General features: G+C 56.1%; 12 protein-coding genes. 4 read left to right on the forward strand and 8 right to left on the reverse strand.

Features of this window, described 5'->3' with window-relative positions:
- Position 1: 1 nt before the first annotated feature.
- The 3 genes from lolE to lolC are packed head-to-tail and all read right to left on the reverse strand — an operon-like array spanning position 2 to position 3,139.
- Positions 2–1,246: a lipoprotein-releasing ABC transporter permease subunit LolE gene (lolE, locus tag ACH1XZ_RS07995; protein ID WP_185666392.1), complete on the reverse strand. Its 1,245-nt coding sequence runs from the start codon at positions 1,244–1,246 to the stop codon at positions 2–4.
- Complete coding sequence (gene lolD / locus ACH1XZ_RS08000) at positions 1,246–1,947, reverse strand: lipoprotein-releasing ABC transporter ATP-binding protein LolD (RefSeq protein WP_395595105.1); 702 nt, start codon at positions 1,945–1,947, stop codon at positions 1,246–1,248. The genes lolE and lolD overlap by 1 nt, the downstream gene beginning before the upstream one ends.
- Complete coding sequence (gene lolC, locus ACH1XZ_RS08005) at positions 1,940–3,139, reverse strand: lipoprotein-releasing ABC transporter permease subunit LolC (protein ID WP_395595106.1); 1,200 nt, start codon at positions 3,137–3,139, stop codon at positions 1,940–1,942. Before lolC ends, lolD begins: the two co-directional genes overlap by 8 nt.
- Before the next feature lie 172 nt (positions 3,140–3,311).
- Between lolC and ACH1XZ_RS08010 the strand changes: the two genes are divergently transcribed.
- Positions 3,312–3,935: a DUF2238 domain-containing protein gene (locus tag ACH1XZ_RS08010; RefSeq protein WP_395595572.1), complete on the forward strand. Its 624-nt coding sequence runs from the start codon at positions 3,312–3,314 to the stop codon at positions 3,933–3,935.
- Between the two features lie 71 nt (positions 3,936–4,006).
- Here ACH1XZ_RS08010 and ACH1XZ_RS08015 read toward each other — a convergent pair whose 3' ends face one another.
- The 3 genes from ACH1XZ_RS08015 to melA form a co-directional block, all read right to left on the reverse strand.
- Positions 4,007–4,261: a SemiSWEET transporter gene (locus ACH1XZ_RS08015; protein ID WP_395595107.1), complete on the reverse strand. Its 255-nt coding sequence runs from the start codon at positions 4,259–4,261 to the stop codon at positions 4,007–4,009.
- A gap of 2 nt (positions 4,262–4,263) precedes the next feature.
- Entirely contained in the window at positions 4,264–5,694 is a 1,431-nt protein-coding gene (gene melB, locus ACH1XZ_RS08020) for a melibiose:sodium transporter MelB (RefSeq protein ID WP_395595108.1), read from the reverse strand.
- Between the two features lie 83 nt (positions 5,695–5,777).
- A complete protein-coding gene (melA, locus tag ACH1XZ_RS08025) occupies positions 5,778–7,133 on the reverse strand; it encodes an alpha-galactosidase (RefSeq protein ID WP_395595109.1) in 1,356 nt (451 codons plus the stop codon).
- 249 nt (positions 7,134–7,382) lie between these two features.
- Between melA and melR the strand changes: the two genes are divergently transcribed.
- The 3 genes from melR to fhuE all read left to right on the forward strand — a co-directional run bounded on the left by melR (position 7,383) and on the right by fhuE (position 14,335).
- Positions 7,383–8,309, forward strand: a complete 927-nt coding sequence (gene melR, locus ACH1XZ_RS08030; protein WP_395595110.1) for a transcriptional regulator MelR — start codon at positions 7,383–7,385, stop codon at positions 8,307–8,309.
- A 116-nt stretch (positions 8,310–8,425) separates the two neighbouring features.
- A complete protein-coding gene (gene mfd, locus ACH1XZ_RS08035; protein WP_395595111.1) occupies positions 8,426–11,872 on the forward strand; it encodes a transcription-repair coupling factor in 3,447 nt (1,148 codons plus the stop codon).
- A 291-nt stretch (positions 11,873–12,163) separates the two neighbouring features.
- A complete protein-coding gene (fhuE, locus tag ACH1XZ_RS08040; protein WP_395595112.1) occupies positions 12,164–14,335 on the forward strand; it encodes a ferric-rhodotorulic acid/ferric-coprogen receptor FhuE in 2,172 nt (723 codons plus the stop codon).
- Between the two features lie 165 nt (positions 14,336–14,500).
- On the opposite strand, the gene ptsG is transcribed toward fhuE, so the two are convergent.
- Together ptsG and ACH1XZ_RS08050 are read right to left on the reverse strand one after the other, a co-directional pair.
- The gene (gene ptsG / locus ACH1XZ_RS08045; RefSeq protein WP_220440298.1) at positions 14,501–15,934 is read right to left on the reverse strand and encodes a PTS glucose transporter subunit IIBC; all 1,434 of its coding nucleotides are present in this window, start codon (positions 15,932–15,934) and stop codon (positions 14,501–14,503) included.
- Positions 15,935–16,253: 319 nt separating this feature from the next.
- Entirely contained in the window at positions 16,254–17,048 is a 795-nt protein-coding gene (locus ACH1XZ_RS08050; protein ID WP_395595113.1) for a metal-dependent hydrolase, read from the reverse strand.
- Between the last annotated feature and the right edge of the window lie 3 nt (positions 17,049–17,051).

The following is a 17,051-nucleotide window of genomic DNA, read 5'->3' on the forward strand; positions in this document are numbered from 1 at the left end:
ATTACTGGCCACTCAGCACCCTCGCAGGGTCAATTCGGCTGGCGCGGCGGGCGGGATACCAGCTCGCCAGCAGACTCAGCAACAGTGCCGTGACCAGCACATAAACGACATCCAGCCAGTGCAGTTCAGACGGCAGGAAGTCGATAAAATAAATGTCGCCAGATAAGAACTGGTGACCAATAAGTTTTTCAATCACGTTGATAATGTTGGTCAGGTACAGGGAACCAAGCACCCCAATCACCACACCACACACGCTGCCTAACAGGCCAGCCAATAAACCATACCACACGAAAATGGCGCGAATCAGCCCGTCTTTGGCGCCCAGTGTGCGCAGTACCGCAATATCGCTGCTTTTATCTTTCACCGCCATCACCAGCGTGGAGACGATGTTAAAGCAGGCCACGCCAATCACCAGCACCATCGCCAGATACATGATGGCGCGGATCATCTGGATATCGCGGTACATATAGCCGTAGGTGCCAATCCAGCTTTTGATATAAACGTAGTTATTAGTGACTTCGCCCGCATCACGCACCAGCTTGTTGGCGTTAAAGACGTCGTTCACTTTGATGGCGATACCGGAAATGCTCTCGCCCATGTCGAGATACTGCTGGGCATCCTGCATCGGGATCATCGCAAAGCTGTGGTCGAGCTGACCGCTCAATTGCAAAATTCCGGTCACGTGCAGGCGCACGCGTTTTGGCTGCAGCAGCTTATGTTCCGGATTCGAGTTCGGGATCATGATTGAAACCCAGTCTCCTGCCTTCACCTTCAGCGCATCGGCTACGCCTTTGCCGAGAATAATCTGCTGTTCACCGGCTTTAAAATTGGCCCAGGCTTCAGCCTGAATAAAGCGTGGCAGCGCGCTGAGTTTGCTTTCCTGTACCGGGTCAACGCCCTTCACCTGGATGGCGCGCAGGTTGCTGCCGCTCTCGACCAGGCCGGTAAAGTTGATGTACGGGGCCGCCGCTTCAATACCTTTCACCGCTTCGACTTTCGGCAGAACGTTTTGCCAGTGATTCCACGGCTGGTTTACCGCTTCAATTTCACCGTGCGGCACCACCGCCAGAATGCGGTTATTCAGCTCACGCTCAAAACCGTTCATGGCGCTGAGGCCAACGATCAATACCGCTACGCCCAGCGCAATACCGACCGTAGAGATAACGGAAATCAGCGACACCATGCCGCCGCGCCGACGGCCGCGGCTAAAGCGCAGACCAATCAGTAACGAGAGGGACGGAGCCATTAATGCGCTCCCATCAGGGTCAGTTGGTCGCTCAGGTGACCATCGCGCATCTCAAGCTGGCGGCCCATGCGTTTCGCCAGTTGAAGGTCGTGCGTCACCACCAGGAAGGCGGTGCCTTGAGACTGATTCAGCTCGCCCAGCAGTTTAAAGATGCTGTCGGCGTTTTTCGCATCGAGGTTGCCGGTCGGTTCATCAGCCAGCACCAGGCGCGGGTTATTCACCAGCGCACGGGCAATCGCCACGCGCTGACGTTCACCGCCGGAAAGCTCCGACGGACGGTGGTGAGCGCGATGCTCAAGCCCAACCGCTTTCAGCATTTCCAGCGCGCGCGTGTTGATTTCGGCGGCTTTCTTTTTGCCAATCAGCAGCGGCATTGCCACGTTTTCCAGCGCGGTAAAGTCCGGCAGCAGATGGTGGAACTGGTAGATAAAGCCAAGCTTCTGGTTACGCAGTTCAGCTTTCGCCGCCGCAGAGAGCTTGCTCATCGGCTGGCCGCTGAAAATGACGTCGCCGGACGTCGGCGTATCCAGCCCGCCGAGCAGATGCAGCAGCGTACTTTTACCGGAACCGGAAGTGCCAACAATCGCCATCATTTCGCCTTCGCCAATGCTGAAGCTGACATTGTGCAGAACGTCGGTTTGCACAGTGCCTTCCTGATAGCGTTTGCACAGGTTGTCGCATTGCAACAGGATCTTATTCATAACGTAAAGCCTCAGCGGGTTGAGTGGCGGCAGCGCGCCATGAAGGATAAAGCGTAGAAAGCAGCGCCAGGAGCATCGCCACCAGCGCAATCACGATAACCTGCAGCGGCTCGATGGCAACCGGCAGCGCCGCGCCGTCGAGGAACGCGCCGATAATCGGCATTAAATTGTTAAGCTGGCTGGCCAACAGCACCCCAAGCACCGCGCCTAATAGCGCGCCGATAATGCCCGCGCTGGCGCCCTGCACCATAAAGACGGTGAGGATCTGTCGCGGCGTTAGCCCCTGGGTTTGCAGAATGGCGACTTCGCCCTGCTTTTCCATGACCATCAGCCCGAGCGAGGTGATGATGTTAAACGCGGCCACCGCGACGATAAGGCTCAGCAGCAGCCCCATCATATTCTTTTCCATGCGCACGGCCTGGAACAGCTCGCCTTTACGCTCGCGCCAGTCCTGCCATTTGGTGCCATGCGGCAGCGTTTGTTGGCTCAGGGTGTCGACCTGCAGCGGTTGTTCCAGCCACAAACGCCAGCCGGTGATATTGCCCAGCGGGTAGAGCATCAGGCGGGAAGCATCCTGGATATTGACCAGCATCTGATAACCATCGACTTCACTGTCGGCGGCAAAGGTGCCAATCACCGTGAACAGACGCTGGCTCGGCAGGCGACCCATCGGCGTAAACTGGCTGGCGGAAGGCACCATCACGCGAATTTGGTCGCCGCGGTTCACCCCAAGCTGCCCGGCAAGCTGTTCGCCGAGAATGACGTTATATTTTCCAGCGGTGAGATCGGTCTGTTTGACGTTGACCAGGTACGGCGTGAGCGGATCTTTTTGCGCCGGGTCGATACCCAGCATCACCCCGACCGACACGCTGCGAGCGCTTTGCAGCACTACATCACCGGTGGTGAGCGGCGCGACGCGCGTTACGCCCTGTAACTTCGCGCTCGATTCCGGGTGCTGTTGCGGGTTGAGGGAGCCTTGATCCGCCGTCAGAATGGCCTGCGGCATCAGCCCCAGGATGTTGTTTTGCAGCTCGCGTTCGAAGCCGTTCATCACCGAAAGTACGGTCACCAGCGCCATTACGCCAAGCGTAATGCCGATAGTCGACAGCCAGGAAACAAAGCGACCGAAGCGGTCCGCTGCTCGCCCACGCATGTAGCGCAGGCCGATAAATAGTGCGACAGGTTGGTACATGTAATCCGTCTGGTTGCTGAAAGCAGATGCACGAGTATATAAGCGAAAGCAGGATGGGTAAATGACTGAACCGTAAGCGCAAGGCTGACAATCGCTGACGAAAGGACGTAAACATTGAAATTTTGGCCGTCACGGACAATAGTGTTGTTTTCCCTTTATTTGCGAATTCATGATGATCCGCACCGTTAATCCTCTGCTGTTATCCACAGTCGCGGCGCTTATGGCGCTGTTCCTGATCTATACCGGCGTGAGCGCCGCTGAAAAAGTGACCTGGTTGATGGAGGTCACCCCGGTGATTATCGTTGTCCCGCTGCTGCTATTAACGGCGAAACGCTATCCCCTCACCCCGCTGCTCTATACGCTGATTTTCTTTCACGCCATTATTCTGATGGTCGGCGGTCAGTACACCTACGCCAAGGTGCCGATTGGCTTCGACGTGCAGGCCTGGTTTGACCTCAGCCGTAACCCGTACGACAAACTGGGGCATTTCTTCCAGGGGCTGGTACCGGCGCTGGCGACGCGCGAAATCCTGCTGCGTGGGCACATTGTCCGCGGACGTAAGATGCTGGCATTTCTGGTCTGCTGTGTCGCACTCGCCATTAGCGCAACCTACGAGCTGATTGAGTGGTGGGCGGCGCTGGCCATGGGACAAGGCGCGGATGATTTTCTCGGTACCCAGGGCGACCCGTGGGATACGCAGTCGGATATGTTCTGCGCCCTACTGGGTGCGCTGACAACGGTGATTGTGCTGGCGGGCTGGCACTGCCGGCAGTTAAAAGCTGCCGGATGGCGCTAACGCTTATCCGGCCTACAGTGAGTTTCCCGTAGGCCGGATAAGGCGCTTGCGCCGCCATCCGGCAATCCTTTCTATCCGCGACGAAACTTGATAATCAAAATCGGCATGGCGAACACCAGCGTCAGAAAATTCGCCATGCTGACCGCCGTATCCTCAATCATCACGCCGTAAATCAGCCACATGACAAGTCCGCAAACGAACATGATATACATCAGGCCGGAGATCCCCTGGGTATTGCGGGTGGCGATCACCTTAATGGCCTGCGGTAAGAACGACAGCGTCGTCAGGCAAGCAGCCAGATAGCCAATCAAAGAAACCCACTCCATGATTACGCCTGCGCATCGCGAGTAACGGTAAGCGGACTTACCGGCGTGTCTTGCGGTGCGGCGGGCGTCGGCACTTTGCGGTATTTATCCAGAAGGTGAATTTGAATTCTACGCAACTGGTCGCCGTTCAAACGGTAGTAGCGGAAATAGAGCACCAGGGTAATCGCAAAGAACACGACAGGCAGCACAATCATAATAAACTGCATCCCGAGCACGGTTTCGGCAGACTGGGCAACGTTTGGCGTATAGCCAATTACTCCGAGCACCACCGCGATAAAGAAGGCGGCAAACGCCGACCCGCCCTTCACCACCATCGTCTGCACCGCGTAGGCGATGCTCTCGCAGCGAACGTTAAACTTGTACTCACCGTAATCGACGGTATCCGCCACCATAATCACCTGCAGTACCCAGAACAGCGCGGTGCCGATGTTCAGGAAAATCCCCGCAATGCAGATAACCAGCACGTTTGCCGACCCCGCCAGCGCCATCAGCAACAGCACGCCGCCGCTGACCATCGGCAGGATTGACGCCCCCGCCCACAGCACGCGTCGTGACAGCGCTTTCGCCAGACGCGGGAACAGCACCAGCGTCAGCAGGTTGGCCGCCCCGGCATAAGAGAGGTAGTACGGGAACAGATCCGCATCGCCAACCACGTAGGTGAAATAGTAAATGGCAAAGCCGGTGATGATATTCGACGCCACGTTGTAGGCCAGCGCCATCCCCAGTAGGCAGGAGAGCTGGTCGTTTTTGTAGATGAGGGCAAGGATTGATTTCAGCGACAGACGGCTGCTGTCCGCCGTGGCATCGCTGTCTGATGAGAAGACCTCATGAACATTACGCAAGGTGACAATCGTCGAGGCGATAAAGAAGGCTATCAGCACCAGCGTGAACATCTGGAAGCCAAATCCCCTGTCCGCTCCGCCCACGTAGTTCACGAACGGCAGCGTGATGCCCGCGGTGACGAACCCGGCGAGGCTGGCAAAAAAGCGCGGGAACGGCACCAATTGTTCACGTTCGCGCTTATCCAGGGTGATGGTGGGCACCAGCGACCAGAATGGAATATCCATCAGGGTATAGGTCGTGCCCCACAGAATGTAGGTGATGCAGACGAACACCACCTGCGTGGTGCCTTCAAACAGGTGAGCGCTGAACAGTAAAAACAGCACCAGTGAGTTCGCCAGTGTGCCGAGCAGGATCCACGGCTTAAACTTGCCCCACCGCGTCCGCGTCGCGTTCACCACCCAGCCCATGATCGGGTCGTTGAACGCGTTCCAGATTTTAGCCACCAGAAACAGCGTGCCCACCAGGCCTACCGATAATCCCACTACGTCGGTGTAGTAGTACATCAGATACATGTAGACGATACCGATGGCGAAATCCTTACCAAACGCACCGAATCCGTAACTGAGTTTTGTTGTCAGAGAGATGCTCATAGGGTACCGGGTCGCTGTTACCAGCGCCCGCCTTCTGTTATTAGAGAGGTAAGCGCCGGGTCTTACGCCCGGCGCGGTGTGACTTAACGGTGCAGCCAGGCTGGGAGCCAATCGCCGTGCGAGGCAATCAGGTCATCCACCAGCGCATAAATCTCTTCAATGCCCAGCACCGCCGCGGTGTGCGGGTCCATCAGCGCCGCATGGTAAACGCGGTCGCGGTTTTCGGTCAGAATCGCTTCAGTCAGCAGCGTTTGTACATTGATGTTGGTTTGCATCATGGCCGCCAGATGCGACGGAATCGCCCCCACTTTGGTTGGCTGAATACCGTTGGCATCCACCAGACACGCCACCTCAACGCAGCTTCCCTGCGGCAGGTTATCAATCAGGCCGTCGTTACGGACGTTACCGTAAATCACGCTCGGCTCGCCGGTCCAGATAGCGTTCATAATGGTGCTGGCGTATTCGCGCGACGGCTTAATATCGATGCGATCGGCGGTTTTGTACTCTTCCAGCTCTTTATGCCAGTTCGCCAGCTGCTCGACGCAGCGTTTCGGGTACTCGTCCAGCGGCACCTTATAGCGCTCAATCAGATCTTCGCGCCCAGGCTTAATAAACCACGGGGTGTATTCCGCAAAGTGCTCTGACGACTCGGTGACGAAATAGCCCAGCTTTTTAAACATCTCATAGCGCACAATGTTCTGGCAGCGTTCATTGCCGTGAATATTCGGTTTTGGCGCCTGCCCGGCTTCATAGGCGGCCAGCAGCTCGGGATAGAGGTTGACGTAGCGGCCATCGGCGGTTTTACGCTCCAGCTCCAGATAGAACGCCATATGGTTAATCCCGGCGCTGCGATAGCGCAGCGTGGCAGGGTCGATATTTAAATCACGCGCCAGCTCTTCCGCCGTGCCCTGCACCGAGTGGCACAGCCCCACCTGCTTAATGTGCGGATAGCGGGCGTACATGGCCCAGGTGTTCATCGCCATCGGGTTAACGTAGTTGAGCATCGTGGCGTCAGGGCAGACTTCCGTCATATCGTCGCAAATTTGCCACAGGTGTGGAATGGTGCGCAGCGCGCGCATAATGCCGCCGGGGCCGAGGGTATCGGCGATGGTCTGCTCCAGCCCGTGGCGCTTGCAGACCTCAAAATCGGTCACGGTGCACGGCTCGTAGCCGCCAATCTGGAAGGCGACCACCACGAAATCGGCCCCTTGCAGCGCCGCTTTGCGGTCGGTATGGCAGCTGATGTGGCCAGACGCACCGGCGGAGTCCATTAGTTTGCGCACCACAATGTGCGACTCTTCAAGGCGCGTTTCGTCGATATCCATCAGGGCGATATGTGCCGATTTAAGCGCCTCACGATGAAAAACATCGCCCAGAATATTTTTAACGAAAATGGTGGAACCTGCGCCGATAAAGGTAATTTTTGGTGCTGTCATCATGACTCTCCAGAAACAGTAGTGAACGCCTTTATCGTGGCATGCGCTCGGGGCGAAAACCTCCGGCTTCCCCGATGAGCATTCCCGAAAACTCAGATCTGCTGGTGGTCGCGACAAGATCTGAGCTTTTGGGAGTAAATAGACTAAAAAGCAGAGTATCCGGCCTGCTAATCAGGCTAATATCAATGATAGCGGCGGCATTTGAGCCCGCCCTGCTGGCATGATTCTGATATTTCAGGAAACGGAGTAACCATGAGCGACGAGCCAATTACCTTTCTGCCCCGCGACCCGCATATGTGCAACGGCGATGAAAAGCAGACCCGCAGCCCGCTGTCGCTCTATTCCGAATACCAGCGTATGGACATTGAGCTACGACGACCGCATGCGATGGCCGCCAGCCACTGGCACGGCCAGGTAGAGGTTAACGTGCCGTTTGACGGCGATGTGGAATACCTGATTAACAACGAAGTGGTGCAGATAAAACAGGGGCATATCACCCTGTTCTGGGCCTGTACTCCCCACCAGTTGACGCGACCGGGCGACTGTCGACAGATGGCAATTTTCAGCCTGCCAATGCACCAGTTTCTCTCCTGGCCGCTGGACCGGGAACTGATTAACCACGTCACCCACGGTATGGTGGTGCAATCACTGGCCACCCAGCAGCTCAGCGCCTTTGAAGTCCTGCGCTGGCAGCAGGAGGCCTACAGCCCGAATGAACAGATTCGCCAATTGGCGATCGATGAAATCGGCCTGATGCTCAAGCGCTTTAGCCTCTCCGGCTGGCAGCCTATTCTGCTCAACAAAACCTCGCGGACCCACAAAAACAGCGTCTCGCGGCACGCGCAATTTTACGTCAGCCAGATGCTGGGCTTTATTGCCGATAACTACGATCAGGCGCTGACCATCGACGACGTGGCGGATCACGTCAAGCTTAACGCCAACTATGCGATGGGCATTTTTCAGCGCGTCATGCAGCTCACCTTAAAGCAGTACATTACCGCGATGCGCATTAACCACGTACGCGCCCTGCTGAGCGATACCGACAAAACTATCCTTGATGTGGCGATGACGGCGGGCTTTCGTTCCAGCAGCCGCTTCTACAGCACCTTCAGCCGCTACGTAGGGATGTCACCACAGCAGTACCGCAAGCTGAGCCAGCAGAAGCGACAAACGCTCTGATCCACCGGTTTCGCTATTTTCAGCGGTTGCACTCCCGCCGCCATCACGGATAATAAGTACAGCAAATTTATATTATTACCGTGAAGACACGGCTTTCTGGAGAACGTGCGCCGACTATGCCTGAACATGCCCGTTACGACCTACCGAGTAAACCTGGCGACCAGCGCCAGCTTGGCGAACTGACCGGTGCCGCCTGTGCGACGCTGGTGGCAGAAATCGCCGAACGTCACGCCGGTCCGGTGGTGCTTATCGCCCCGGATATGCAAAATGCGCTGCGTCTGCACGACGAAATCAGCCAGTTTACCGATAATCTGGTGATGAACCTGGCCGACTGGGAAACGCTGCCTTACGACAGTTTCTCCCCGCATCAGGACATTATCTCCTCGCGCCTGTCGACGCTGTACCAGTTGCCAACGATGCAGCGCGGCGTACTGATTATTCCGGTCAGCACGCTGATGCAGCGCGTCTGTCCGCACAGCTTCCTGCACGGCCACGCGCTGGTGATGAAAAAAGGCCAGCGCCTGTCACGCGATGCTTTGCGTAACCAGCTCGAAAGCGCGGGCTATCGCCACGTCGATCAGGTGATGGAGCACGGGGAGTACGCCACTCGCGGCGCGCTGCTTGATCTCTACCCGATGGGCAGCGAGCAGCCTTATCGTCTCGACTTCTTCGATGATGAAATCGACAGTCTGCGCGTCTTTGACGTCGACAGCCAGCGTACGCTCGAAGAAGTGGATGCCATTAACCTGCTCCCCGCGCACGAATTCCCGACGGACAAAACCGCCATCGAACTGTTCCGCAGCCAATGGCGCGATAAGTTCGACGTCAAGCGCGATGCCGAACATATCTACCAGCAGGTCAGCAAAGGTACGCTGCCTGCTGGTATTGAATACTGGCAGCCGCTGTTCTTCAACGAACCACTACCGCCGCTGTTCAGCTACTTCCCGGCCAACACGCTGCTGGTCAATACCGGCGACCTCGACGCCAGCGCGAGCCGCTTCCAGACCGATACCCAGGCGCGATTTGAAAACCGCGGCGTCGATCCGATGCGTCCGCTGCTGCCACCGGCGCAGCTCTGGCTGAAAACGGATGAGCTTAACAGCGAGCTGAAAAAATGGCCGCGCGTGCAGCTCAAAACCGAAAGCCTGCCGAAGAAAGCCGCTAACACTAACCTCAGCTTCCAGCCGCTGCCGGAGCTTGCCGTTCAGGCGCAGAACAAGTCGCCGCTGGAAAACCTGCGTAAGTTTATTGAGTCCTTTACCGGGCCGGTGATCTTTTCGGTAGAGAGCGAGGGGCGTCGTGAAGCGCTGGGGGAACTGCTGTCGCGCATTAAGCTTGCGCCAAAGCGCATTCAGCGTCTGGATGAAGCCACCGGCAACAACCGCTATCTGATGATTGGTGCCGCCGAGCACGGCTTTATCGATACTCAAAATAATCTGGCGTTAATCTGCGAAAGCGACCTGCTCGGCGAGCGCGTGGCGCGCCGTCGTCAGGATGCGCGTCGCACCATTAACCCGGATACGCTTATCCGCAACCTGGCGGAACTGCATATCGGCCAGCCGGTGGTACACCTTGAGCACGGCGTTGGCCGCTATGCCGGGATGACCACCCTGGAAGCCGGCGGCATTACCGGCGAATATCTGATGCTCACCTACGCCAGCGATGCCAAACTGTACGTGCCGGTCTCCTCGCTGCACCTTATCAGCCGCTACGCGGGCGGCGCAGAAGAGAACGCCCCACTGCATAAGCTCGGTGGCGATGCGTGGACGCGCGCGCGGCAGAAAGCCGCCGAGAAGGTGCGCGACGTGGCGGCCGAGCTGCTGGATATCTACGCCCAGCGCGCCGCCAAAGAGGGCTTTGCCTTCAAACACGACCGCGAACAGTATCAGCTGTTCTGCGACAGCTTCCCGTTTGAAACCACGCCGGATCAGGCGCAGGCCATCAACGCGGTGTTGAGCGACATGTGCCAGCCGCTGGCGATGGACCGTCTGGTGTGTGGTGACGTGGGCTTTGGTAAAACCGAAGTCGCCATGCGCGCCGCGTTCCTTGCCGTCGAAAACCACAAGCAGGTTGCGGTACTGGTGCCAACCACCCTGCTCGCCCAGCAGCACTACGACAACTTCCGCGACCGTTTCGCCAACTGGCCGGTACGTATCGAGATGCTGTCGCGCTTCCGTAGCGCCAAAGAGCAGACGCAAATTCTGGCCGAAGCCGCCGAGGGGAAAATCGATATTCTGATCGGTACCCACAAGCTGCTGCAAAGCGACGTCAAGCTACGCGACCTGGGGCTGCTGATTGTCGATGAAGAGCACCGCTTCGGCGTGCGCCATAAAGAGCGCATTAAGGCGATGCGCGCCGACGTCGATATCTTAACCCTGACCGCCACGCCGATTCCGCGCACGCTGAACATGGCGATGAGCGGTATGCGCGATCTGTCGATTATTGCCACGCCTCCGGCACGCCGCCTGGCGGTAAAAACCTTCGTGCGCGAGTACGACAGTCTGGTGGTGCGCGAAGCGATTCTGCGTGAAACGCTGCGCGGCGGCCAGGTTTACTACCTGTTCAACGACGTCGAAAACATTCAGAAAACCGCCGATAAGCTGGCGGAACTGGTACCGGAAGCGCGTATCGCCATCGGCCACGGCCAGATGCGCGAGCGCGAACTGGAACGGGTGATGAACGATTTTCACCACCAGCGTTTCAACGTGCTGGTGTGTACCACCATCATCGAAACCGGCATCGACATTCCAACCGCCAACACTATTATCATCGAGCGAGCGGATCACTTCGGTCTGGCGCAACTGCACCAGCTGCGCGGTCGCGTAGGCCGTTCACACCACCAGGCCTACGCCTGGCTGCTGACGCCGCATCCGAAAGCGATGACCACCGACGCGCAAAAACGTCTGGAAGCCATTGCCTCGCTCGAAGACCTCGGTGCGGGCTTTGCGCTGGCAACCCACGACCTCGAAATTCGCGGCGCGGGCGAACTGCTCGGCGAAGATCAAAGTGGCTCCATGGAGACTATCGGCTTCTCGCTGTATATGGAGCTACTGGAAAACGCTGTCGATGCGCTCAAAGAGGGTCGCGAACCGTCGCTGGAGGATTTAACCAGCCAGCAAACCGAAGTCGAGCTGCGCATGCCGTCGCTGTTGCCGGACGATTTTATCCCGGACGTCAACACGCGCCTGTCGTTCTACAAGCGTATCGCTAGCGCGAAAAGCGAGAATGAGCTGGACGAAATCAAGGTTGAGCTGATTGACCGCTTCGGCCTGCTGCCGGACGCCGCGCGCAACCTGCTGGATATCGCCCGTTTGCGCCAGCAGGCGCAAAAACTCGGGATTCGTAAGCTTGAAGGCAACGAGAAAGGCGGCGTGATTGAGTTCGCCGAGAAGAATCACGTCAACCCAACGTGGCTAATTGGTCTGCTGCAAAAACAGCCGCAGCACTATCGTCTCGACGGCCCGACGCGCCTCAAGTTCTTCCAGGACCTGAGCGAGCGTAAAACGCGTATGGAGTGGGTGCGCCAGTTTATGCGCCAGCTTGAAGAGAACGCGGTCGCCTGAGTCTCTCGTCTCCCCCTGCCGGGTAGCGCGACGCTTACCCGGCTAACTCCCCTGCTGATATAGGCCCGGTAAGCGCAGCGCCACCGGGCAATCTCCCTGAGCGCCTCTAAACCCGCCCACTGAAAAACCGTTTCATTTCCTACCATTTCGCGACGTACTTTTGTTTACATATGAATAAAAATGCGTATATTTCTCGTTTGCATTTACTTTCAAGTGCGCAGTGGCATATTTCATTGACCGTGGACACAGAGCTACGGAACACAACAACACTCGTTATATTAAGGGTTTACCATGTCTTTCATTTCCACTACCCGGGATAACCGTACCGCCCCCTCTTTGCTAGCCGTCGGCATTGCACTCGCGCTTTATCCCCATCTTGGGCTTGCTGATACCGATACCAAAGACGATACCATCATCGTTGAAGGCAGCGATCAAACCAGCCCAGACTCACAGCAGCAGGACTACAGTGTTAAAACCACGACGACCGGTACTAAGCTTCTGCTGATCCCGCGCGATATTCCGCAGTCCGTCAGCGTGGTTAGCCAGCAGCGTATGAAAGATCAGAGTCTGAATTCGATTGGCGAAGTCTTAACCAACACCACCGGCATAACCGCACAAGTGCAGGATAGCGACCGTACCGTGTTCTACTCCCGTGGCTTTTTCGTTAGCAACTATGCCTACGACGATCTGCCAACCTCAATAAGCGAAGTGTGGAACTTTGGTGACACCACCACCGATACCGCGATTTACGACCGTATTGAAGTCGTTCGTGGTGCAACCGGCCTGATGAGCGGCTCTGGTAACCCCTCAGCCTACGTCAATATGGTGCGCAAACATGCCGACAGCCGCGAGTTCCAGGGCAACGTTTCGGCAAGCTATGGTAGCTGGGACAAGCAGCGTTATGTACTGGATCTACAGGCGCCGCTGGTTGAGTCCGGTAACGTACGTGGGCGCATGATTGCGGGTTATCAGGACAACGACTCCTGGATGGATAACTATCACTATCAGAAAAAATTCCTCTACGGCGTGGTGGATGCCGACCTGACCGACATGACGACGCTGTCGGTGGGCTACGAGTATCAGGAGAGCAATACCGATGACCCAACCTGGGGCGGGCTACCGACCTGGTACAGTGACGGTAGCAGAACGCACTACGATCGTAGCGACACCGTTGCGCCAAACTGGGCCTACTCCGATAAAGACAGTAAGAAAGTGTTTGCCAACTTTACTCAGCGCTTCGACAGCGGCTGGGAAGCCCACATCAACGGCATGCATACCGAAACCAATTTCGATACCAAAATGATGTACATGTACGGGTATCCCGACAAAGATACTGGCGATGGTATGGTGGGCTACGGCGGCTGGAACCGTGGAGAGCGTAAACAGGATGCGGTGGATGCATTCCTGCGCGGTGGCTATGAGCTGTTTGGTCGTCGCCATGAGCTGATGTTTGGCGGTAGCTTCAGCCGCCAGCGAAACCATTACGATAACTCTATGCCTGCCACCGCGGGTACAATGGTTGACGTGGGCAGCTTCAATAACTGGAACAGCAACATTGCCGACCCTCAGTGGACACCGTGGAAACTCTATAGCAAAGACGATATTCGTCAGTCCTCGGCCTACACCTCTACACGTATTTCGCTGGCAGACCCGCTGAACCTGATCCTGGGGGCTCGCTATACCAACTACAACATCCGCTATAATCCAGCTGGCGCACCGTCTACCCACCTTGAAAGCACCAAGAGCGACGTAACGCCATACGCAGGACTGGTTTATGACATCAATGACACCTGGTCCGCCTACGCCAGCTACACCACCATTTTCCAACCTCAGGATAAGCGCGATGCTAACGGTCGCTACCTTGATCCAACCACTGGCAAGAGCTATGAAGCTGGGGTGAAAGCAGATTGGTTTAATACTCGCCTGACAACCTCACTGGCAGTATTCCGCATTGAACAAGATCATGTGGCAAGCAGCACTTACGATCAGTTGCCAAGCGGCGAGTCTATCTATGAATCGCTGGATGGTGTGGTCAGTAAAGGGGTTGAGTTCGAGCTGAACGGCGCGCTGACCGATAACTGGCAATTGACCTTTGGCGCAACCCGCTACGTAGCAGAAGATAAAGACGGCAAAGCGGTGAGTTCCGATCAGCCTCGTACCACGCTCAAGCTATTCACCCGCTACCAGTTGCCAATGGTTCCTGAGCTGACGGTTGGTGGCGGCGTTAACTGGCAGAATAAGATCTGGAACAACGTAAGCGACGGTCCGAAAGGTGCCGCCTATATCGAACAGGGCAGCTATGGGTTGGTGAATCTGTTTAGCCGCTATCAGGTGACCAAACAGTTTGCTCTACAGGCTAACATCAATAACCTGTTTGATAAGAAGTACTACGATTACGTGGGCTCGTACCTGGTCTACGGCGCGCCAATGAACGTTTCTATCTCGGCAAGCTACGATTTCTGATACTGATGTTTCCCGGGGTCGGCGGATGCACGCCTCGCCCGGGCTACATAGAACCTGTAGCCCGGCCAAGCGAAGCGCCGCCGGGATTGACTCCCATCTCACAGACATAAAAAAGGCAGCCATTCGGCTGCCTTAGTCTCCCCAATTTTACGACCTCGTAATCAATCAGTGATTACGAATATAGTCGTCCATCTCGGTTTTCAGGTTATCGGATTTAGTACCGAAAATCGCCTGAACGCCGGAACCTGCAACGACCACGCCGGCAGCGCCCAGTTTTTTCAGGCCAGCCTGATCAACTTTCGCTACGTCGGCCACGCTCACGCGCAGACGGGTGATACATGCATCAAGGTTCGTGATGTTTTCTTTACCGCCGAAGGCTGCAATCAGCGCCGGAGCCATCTCACTGGTTGCGGTTGCTTTGGTGTCTTCAGTGTTATCTTCACGACCTGGGGTTTTCAGGTCCAGTGCTTTAATCAGCACGCGGAAGACAACGTAGTAGACGATCGCATAGCAAATACCGACGATTGGGAACAGCCACAGTTTGCTGCTGTTACCGGACAGTACGATAAAGTCAATCAGGCCGTGAGAGAAGGAAGTGCCGTCACGCATACCCAGCAGGATACAGATCGGGAACGCCAGACCAGCCAGAATCGCGTGGATGATGTACAGGATCGGCGCAACGAACATGAAGGAGAACTCGATCGGCTCGGTAATACCGGTCAGGAACGAGGTCAGCGCTGCGGAGATCATGATACCGCCCACTTTTGCACGGTTCTCTGGCTTAGCAGAGTGCCAGATGGCAATCGCAGCAGCCGGCAGGCCGTACATTTTGAACAGGAAGCCGCCGGACAGTTTGCCCGCAGTCGGGTCGCCTGCCATGTAGCGAGGGATATCACCGTGGAATACCTGACCTGCGGCGTTGGTGTATTCACCAATCTGCATCTGGAATGGAACGTTCCAGATGTGGTGCAGACCGAACGGCACCAGGCAGCGCTCGATGAAGCCGTAGATACCAAACGCGACAACCGGGTTCTGGTAAGCAGCCCACTGAGAGAAGGTCTGGATAGCAGTACCGATTGGCGGCCAGATGAAGGACAGGATCACGCCGGTAAAGATAGCGGCCAGACCTGAGATGATCGGAACAAAGCGCTTGCCCGCAAAGAAGCCCAGATATTCTGGCAGCTTGATGCGGTAGAAGCGGTTGAACATGTATGCAGCAATTGCACCGGAGATAATACCGCCGAGAACACCGGTATCAGCCAGGTGTTTAGCGGTGATTTCTTCAGCCGGTAAGTGCAGCACCAGTGGCGCAACCACAGCCATGGTTTTCACCATGATGCCATAAGCGACGACTGAGGCGAGTGCGGATACGCCATCGTTATTGGTGAAGCCTAATGCCACACCGATAGCGAAGATAAGCGGCATGTTAGCAAAAACAGAACCGCCTGCTTCTGCCATAACATGAGAAACGACGGCTGGCAGCCAGCTGAAGTTTGCGGAACCGACGCCCAGCAGGATACCTGCGATAGGCAGCACGGAAACCGGCAGCATCAGCGATTTACCGACCTTCTGCAGGTTAGCAAATGCATTCTTAAACATAATTAGGAGTGCTCCTGAGTATTTGTACTTTTGTTATACACGTTGTGTATATCTACGTTTTCACGCATTGGTGAGAGGGGAGAGACTCACCAGGGACAGGACATCTAAGTGCCCTTTTTATTTATTACACAGAGTAAAATAATTCACTCCGTTTTTGTTTGACGGCTATCACGTTTCAAAGAGCTATGGCGCGAAATCTTAATCTTCTTTACACAAAAAGTGTCTTTATGTTTCAGAAATAACATTCACCGCCACTTTTATGGCGGTGAACTGTACTCGCTTTAACCATTAATTACGAGCAATAAAATAAGCTAAGAAATCAGGCAGATTGCAGGCGGGAAGGCTCGATGTGGAAAAGGGTCGCAAAGTTATCGGTCGTCTGCTGGGCAAGCTGTTCAAGGCTTACGCCCTTAAGCACAGCCATGTATTCAGCGACGTCTCGCACCATCGCCGGCTGGTTCTCTTTGCCACGATGCGGAACCGGAGCCAGGTACGGTGAATCGGTTTCGACCAGCAGCCTGTCCAGCGGCACGTAGCGTGCAGCATCGCGCAGCTGCTCCGCATTACGGAAAGTGACAATGCCGGAAAACGAGATATAGAAGCCCATATCCAGTAGCTTACCCGCCGTCTCTCTATCTTCAGTGAAACAGTGTAGTACACCGCCGCAATCCGTCACTTTTTCTTCCTGCAGGATAGCCAGGGTATCAGCACGCGCGTCGCGGGTGTGAACGATAACCGGTTTGTTCAGCTCGCGGCCAATCTGGATGTGCTGGCGGAACGAGAGCTGCTGCTGCGCTTTCGTCTCCGGCGTATAGAAATAGTCCAGCCCCGTTTCGCCCATGGCGACAACGCCCTCTTCCGCCGCCAGACGGCGCAGTTCTTCTACGTCGTACGGCTCATCCTGGTTCAGCGGATGAACGCCGCAGGAGAAGACCACTTCCGGGCGGTTGCCCACCAGCTCACGCATGCTGCGATAACCCGGTATGGTGGTGGCAACCGCAAGGGCAAAACGGACGTCGCGCGCGGCGGCTTTCGCCATCACATCGTCAACGTCTTTGTGCAGGGATTCATAGTTAAGGCCATCAAGATGGCAGTGCGAGTCGACTAAAAACATGGT

Origin of the sequence: Kluyvera chengduensis (genome assembly GCF_044197065.1) — a bacterium.
In the GTDB taxonomy this organism is placed as follows: domain Bacteria; phylum Pseudomonadota; class Gammaproteobacteria; order Enterobacterales; family Enterobacteriaceae; genus Kluyvera; species Kluyvera ascorbata_C.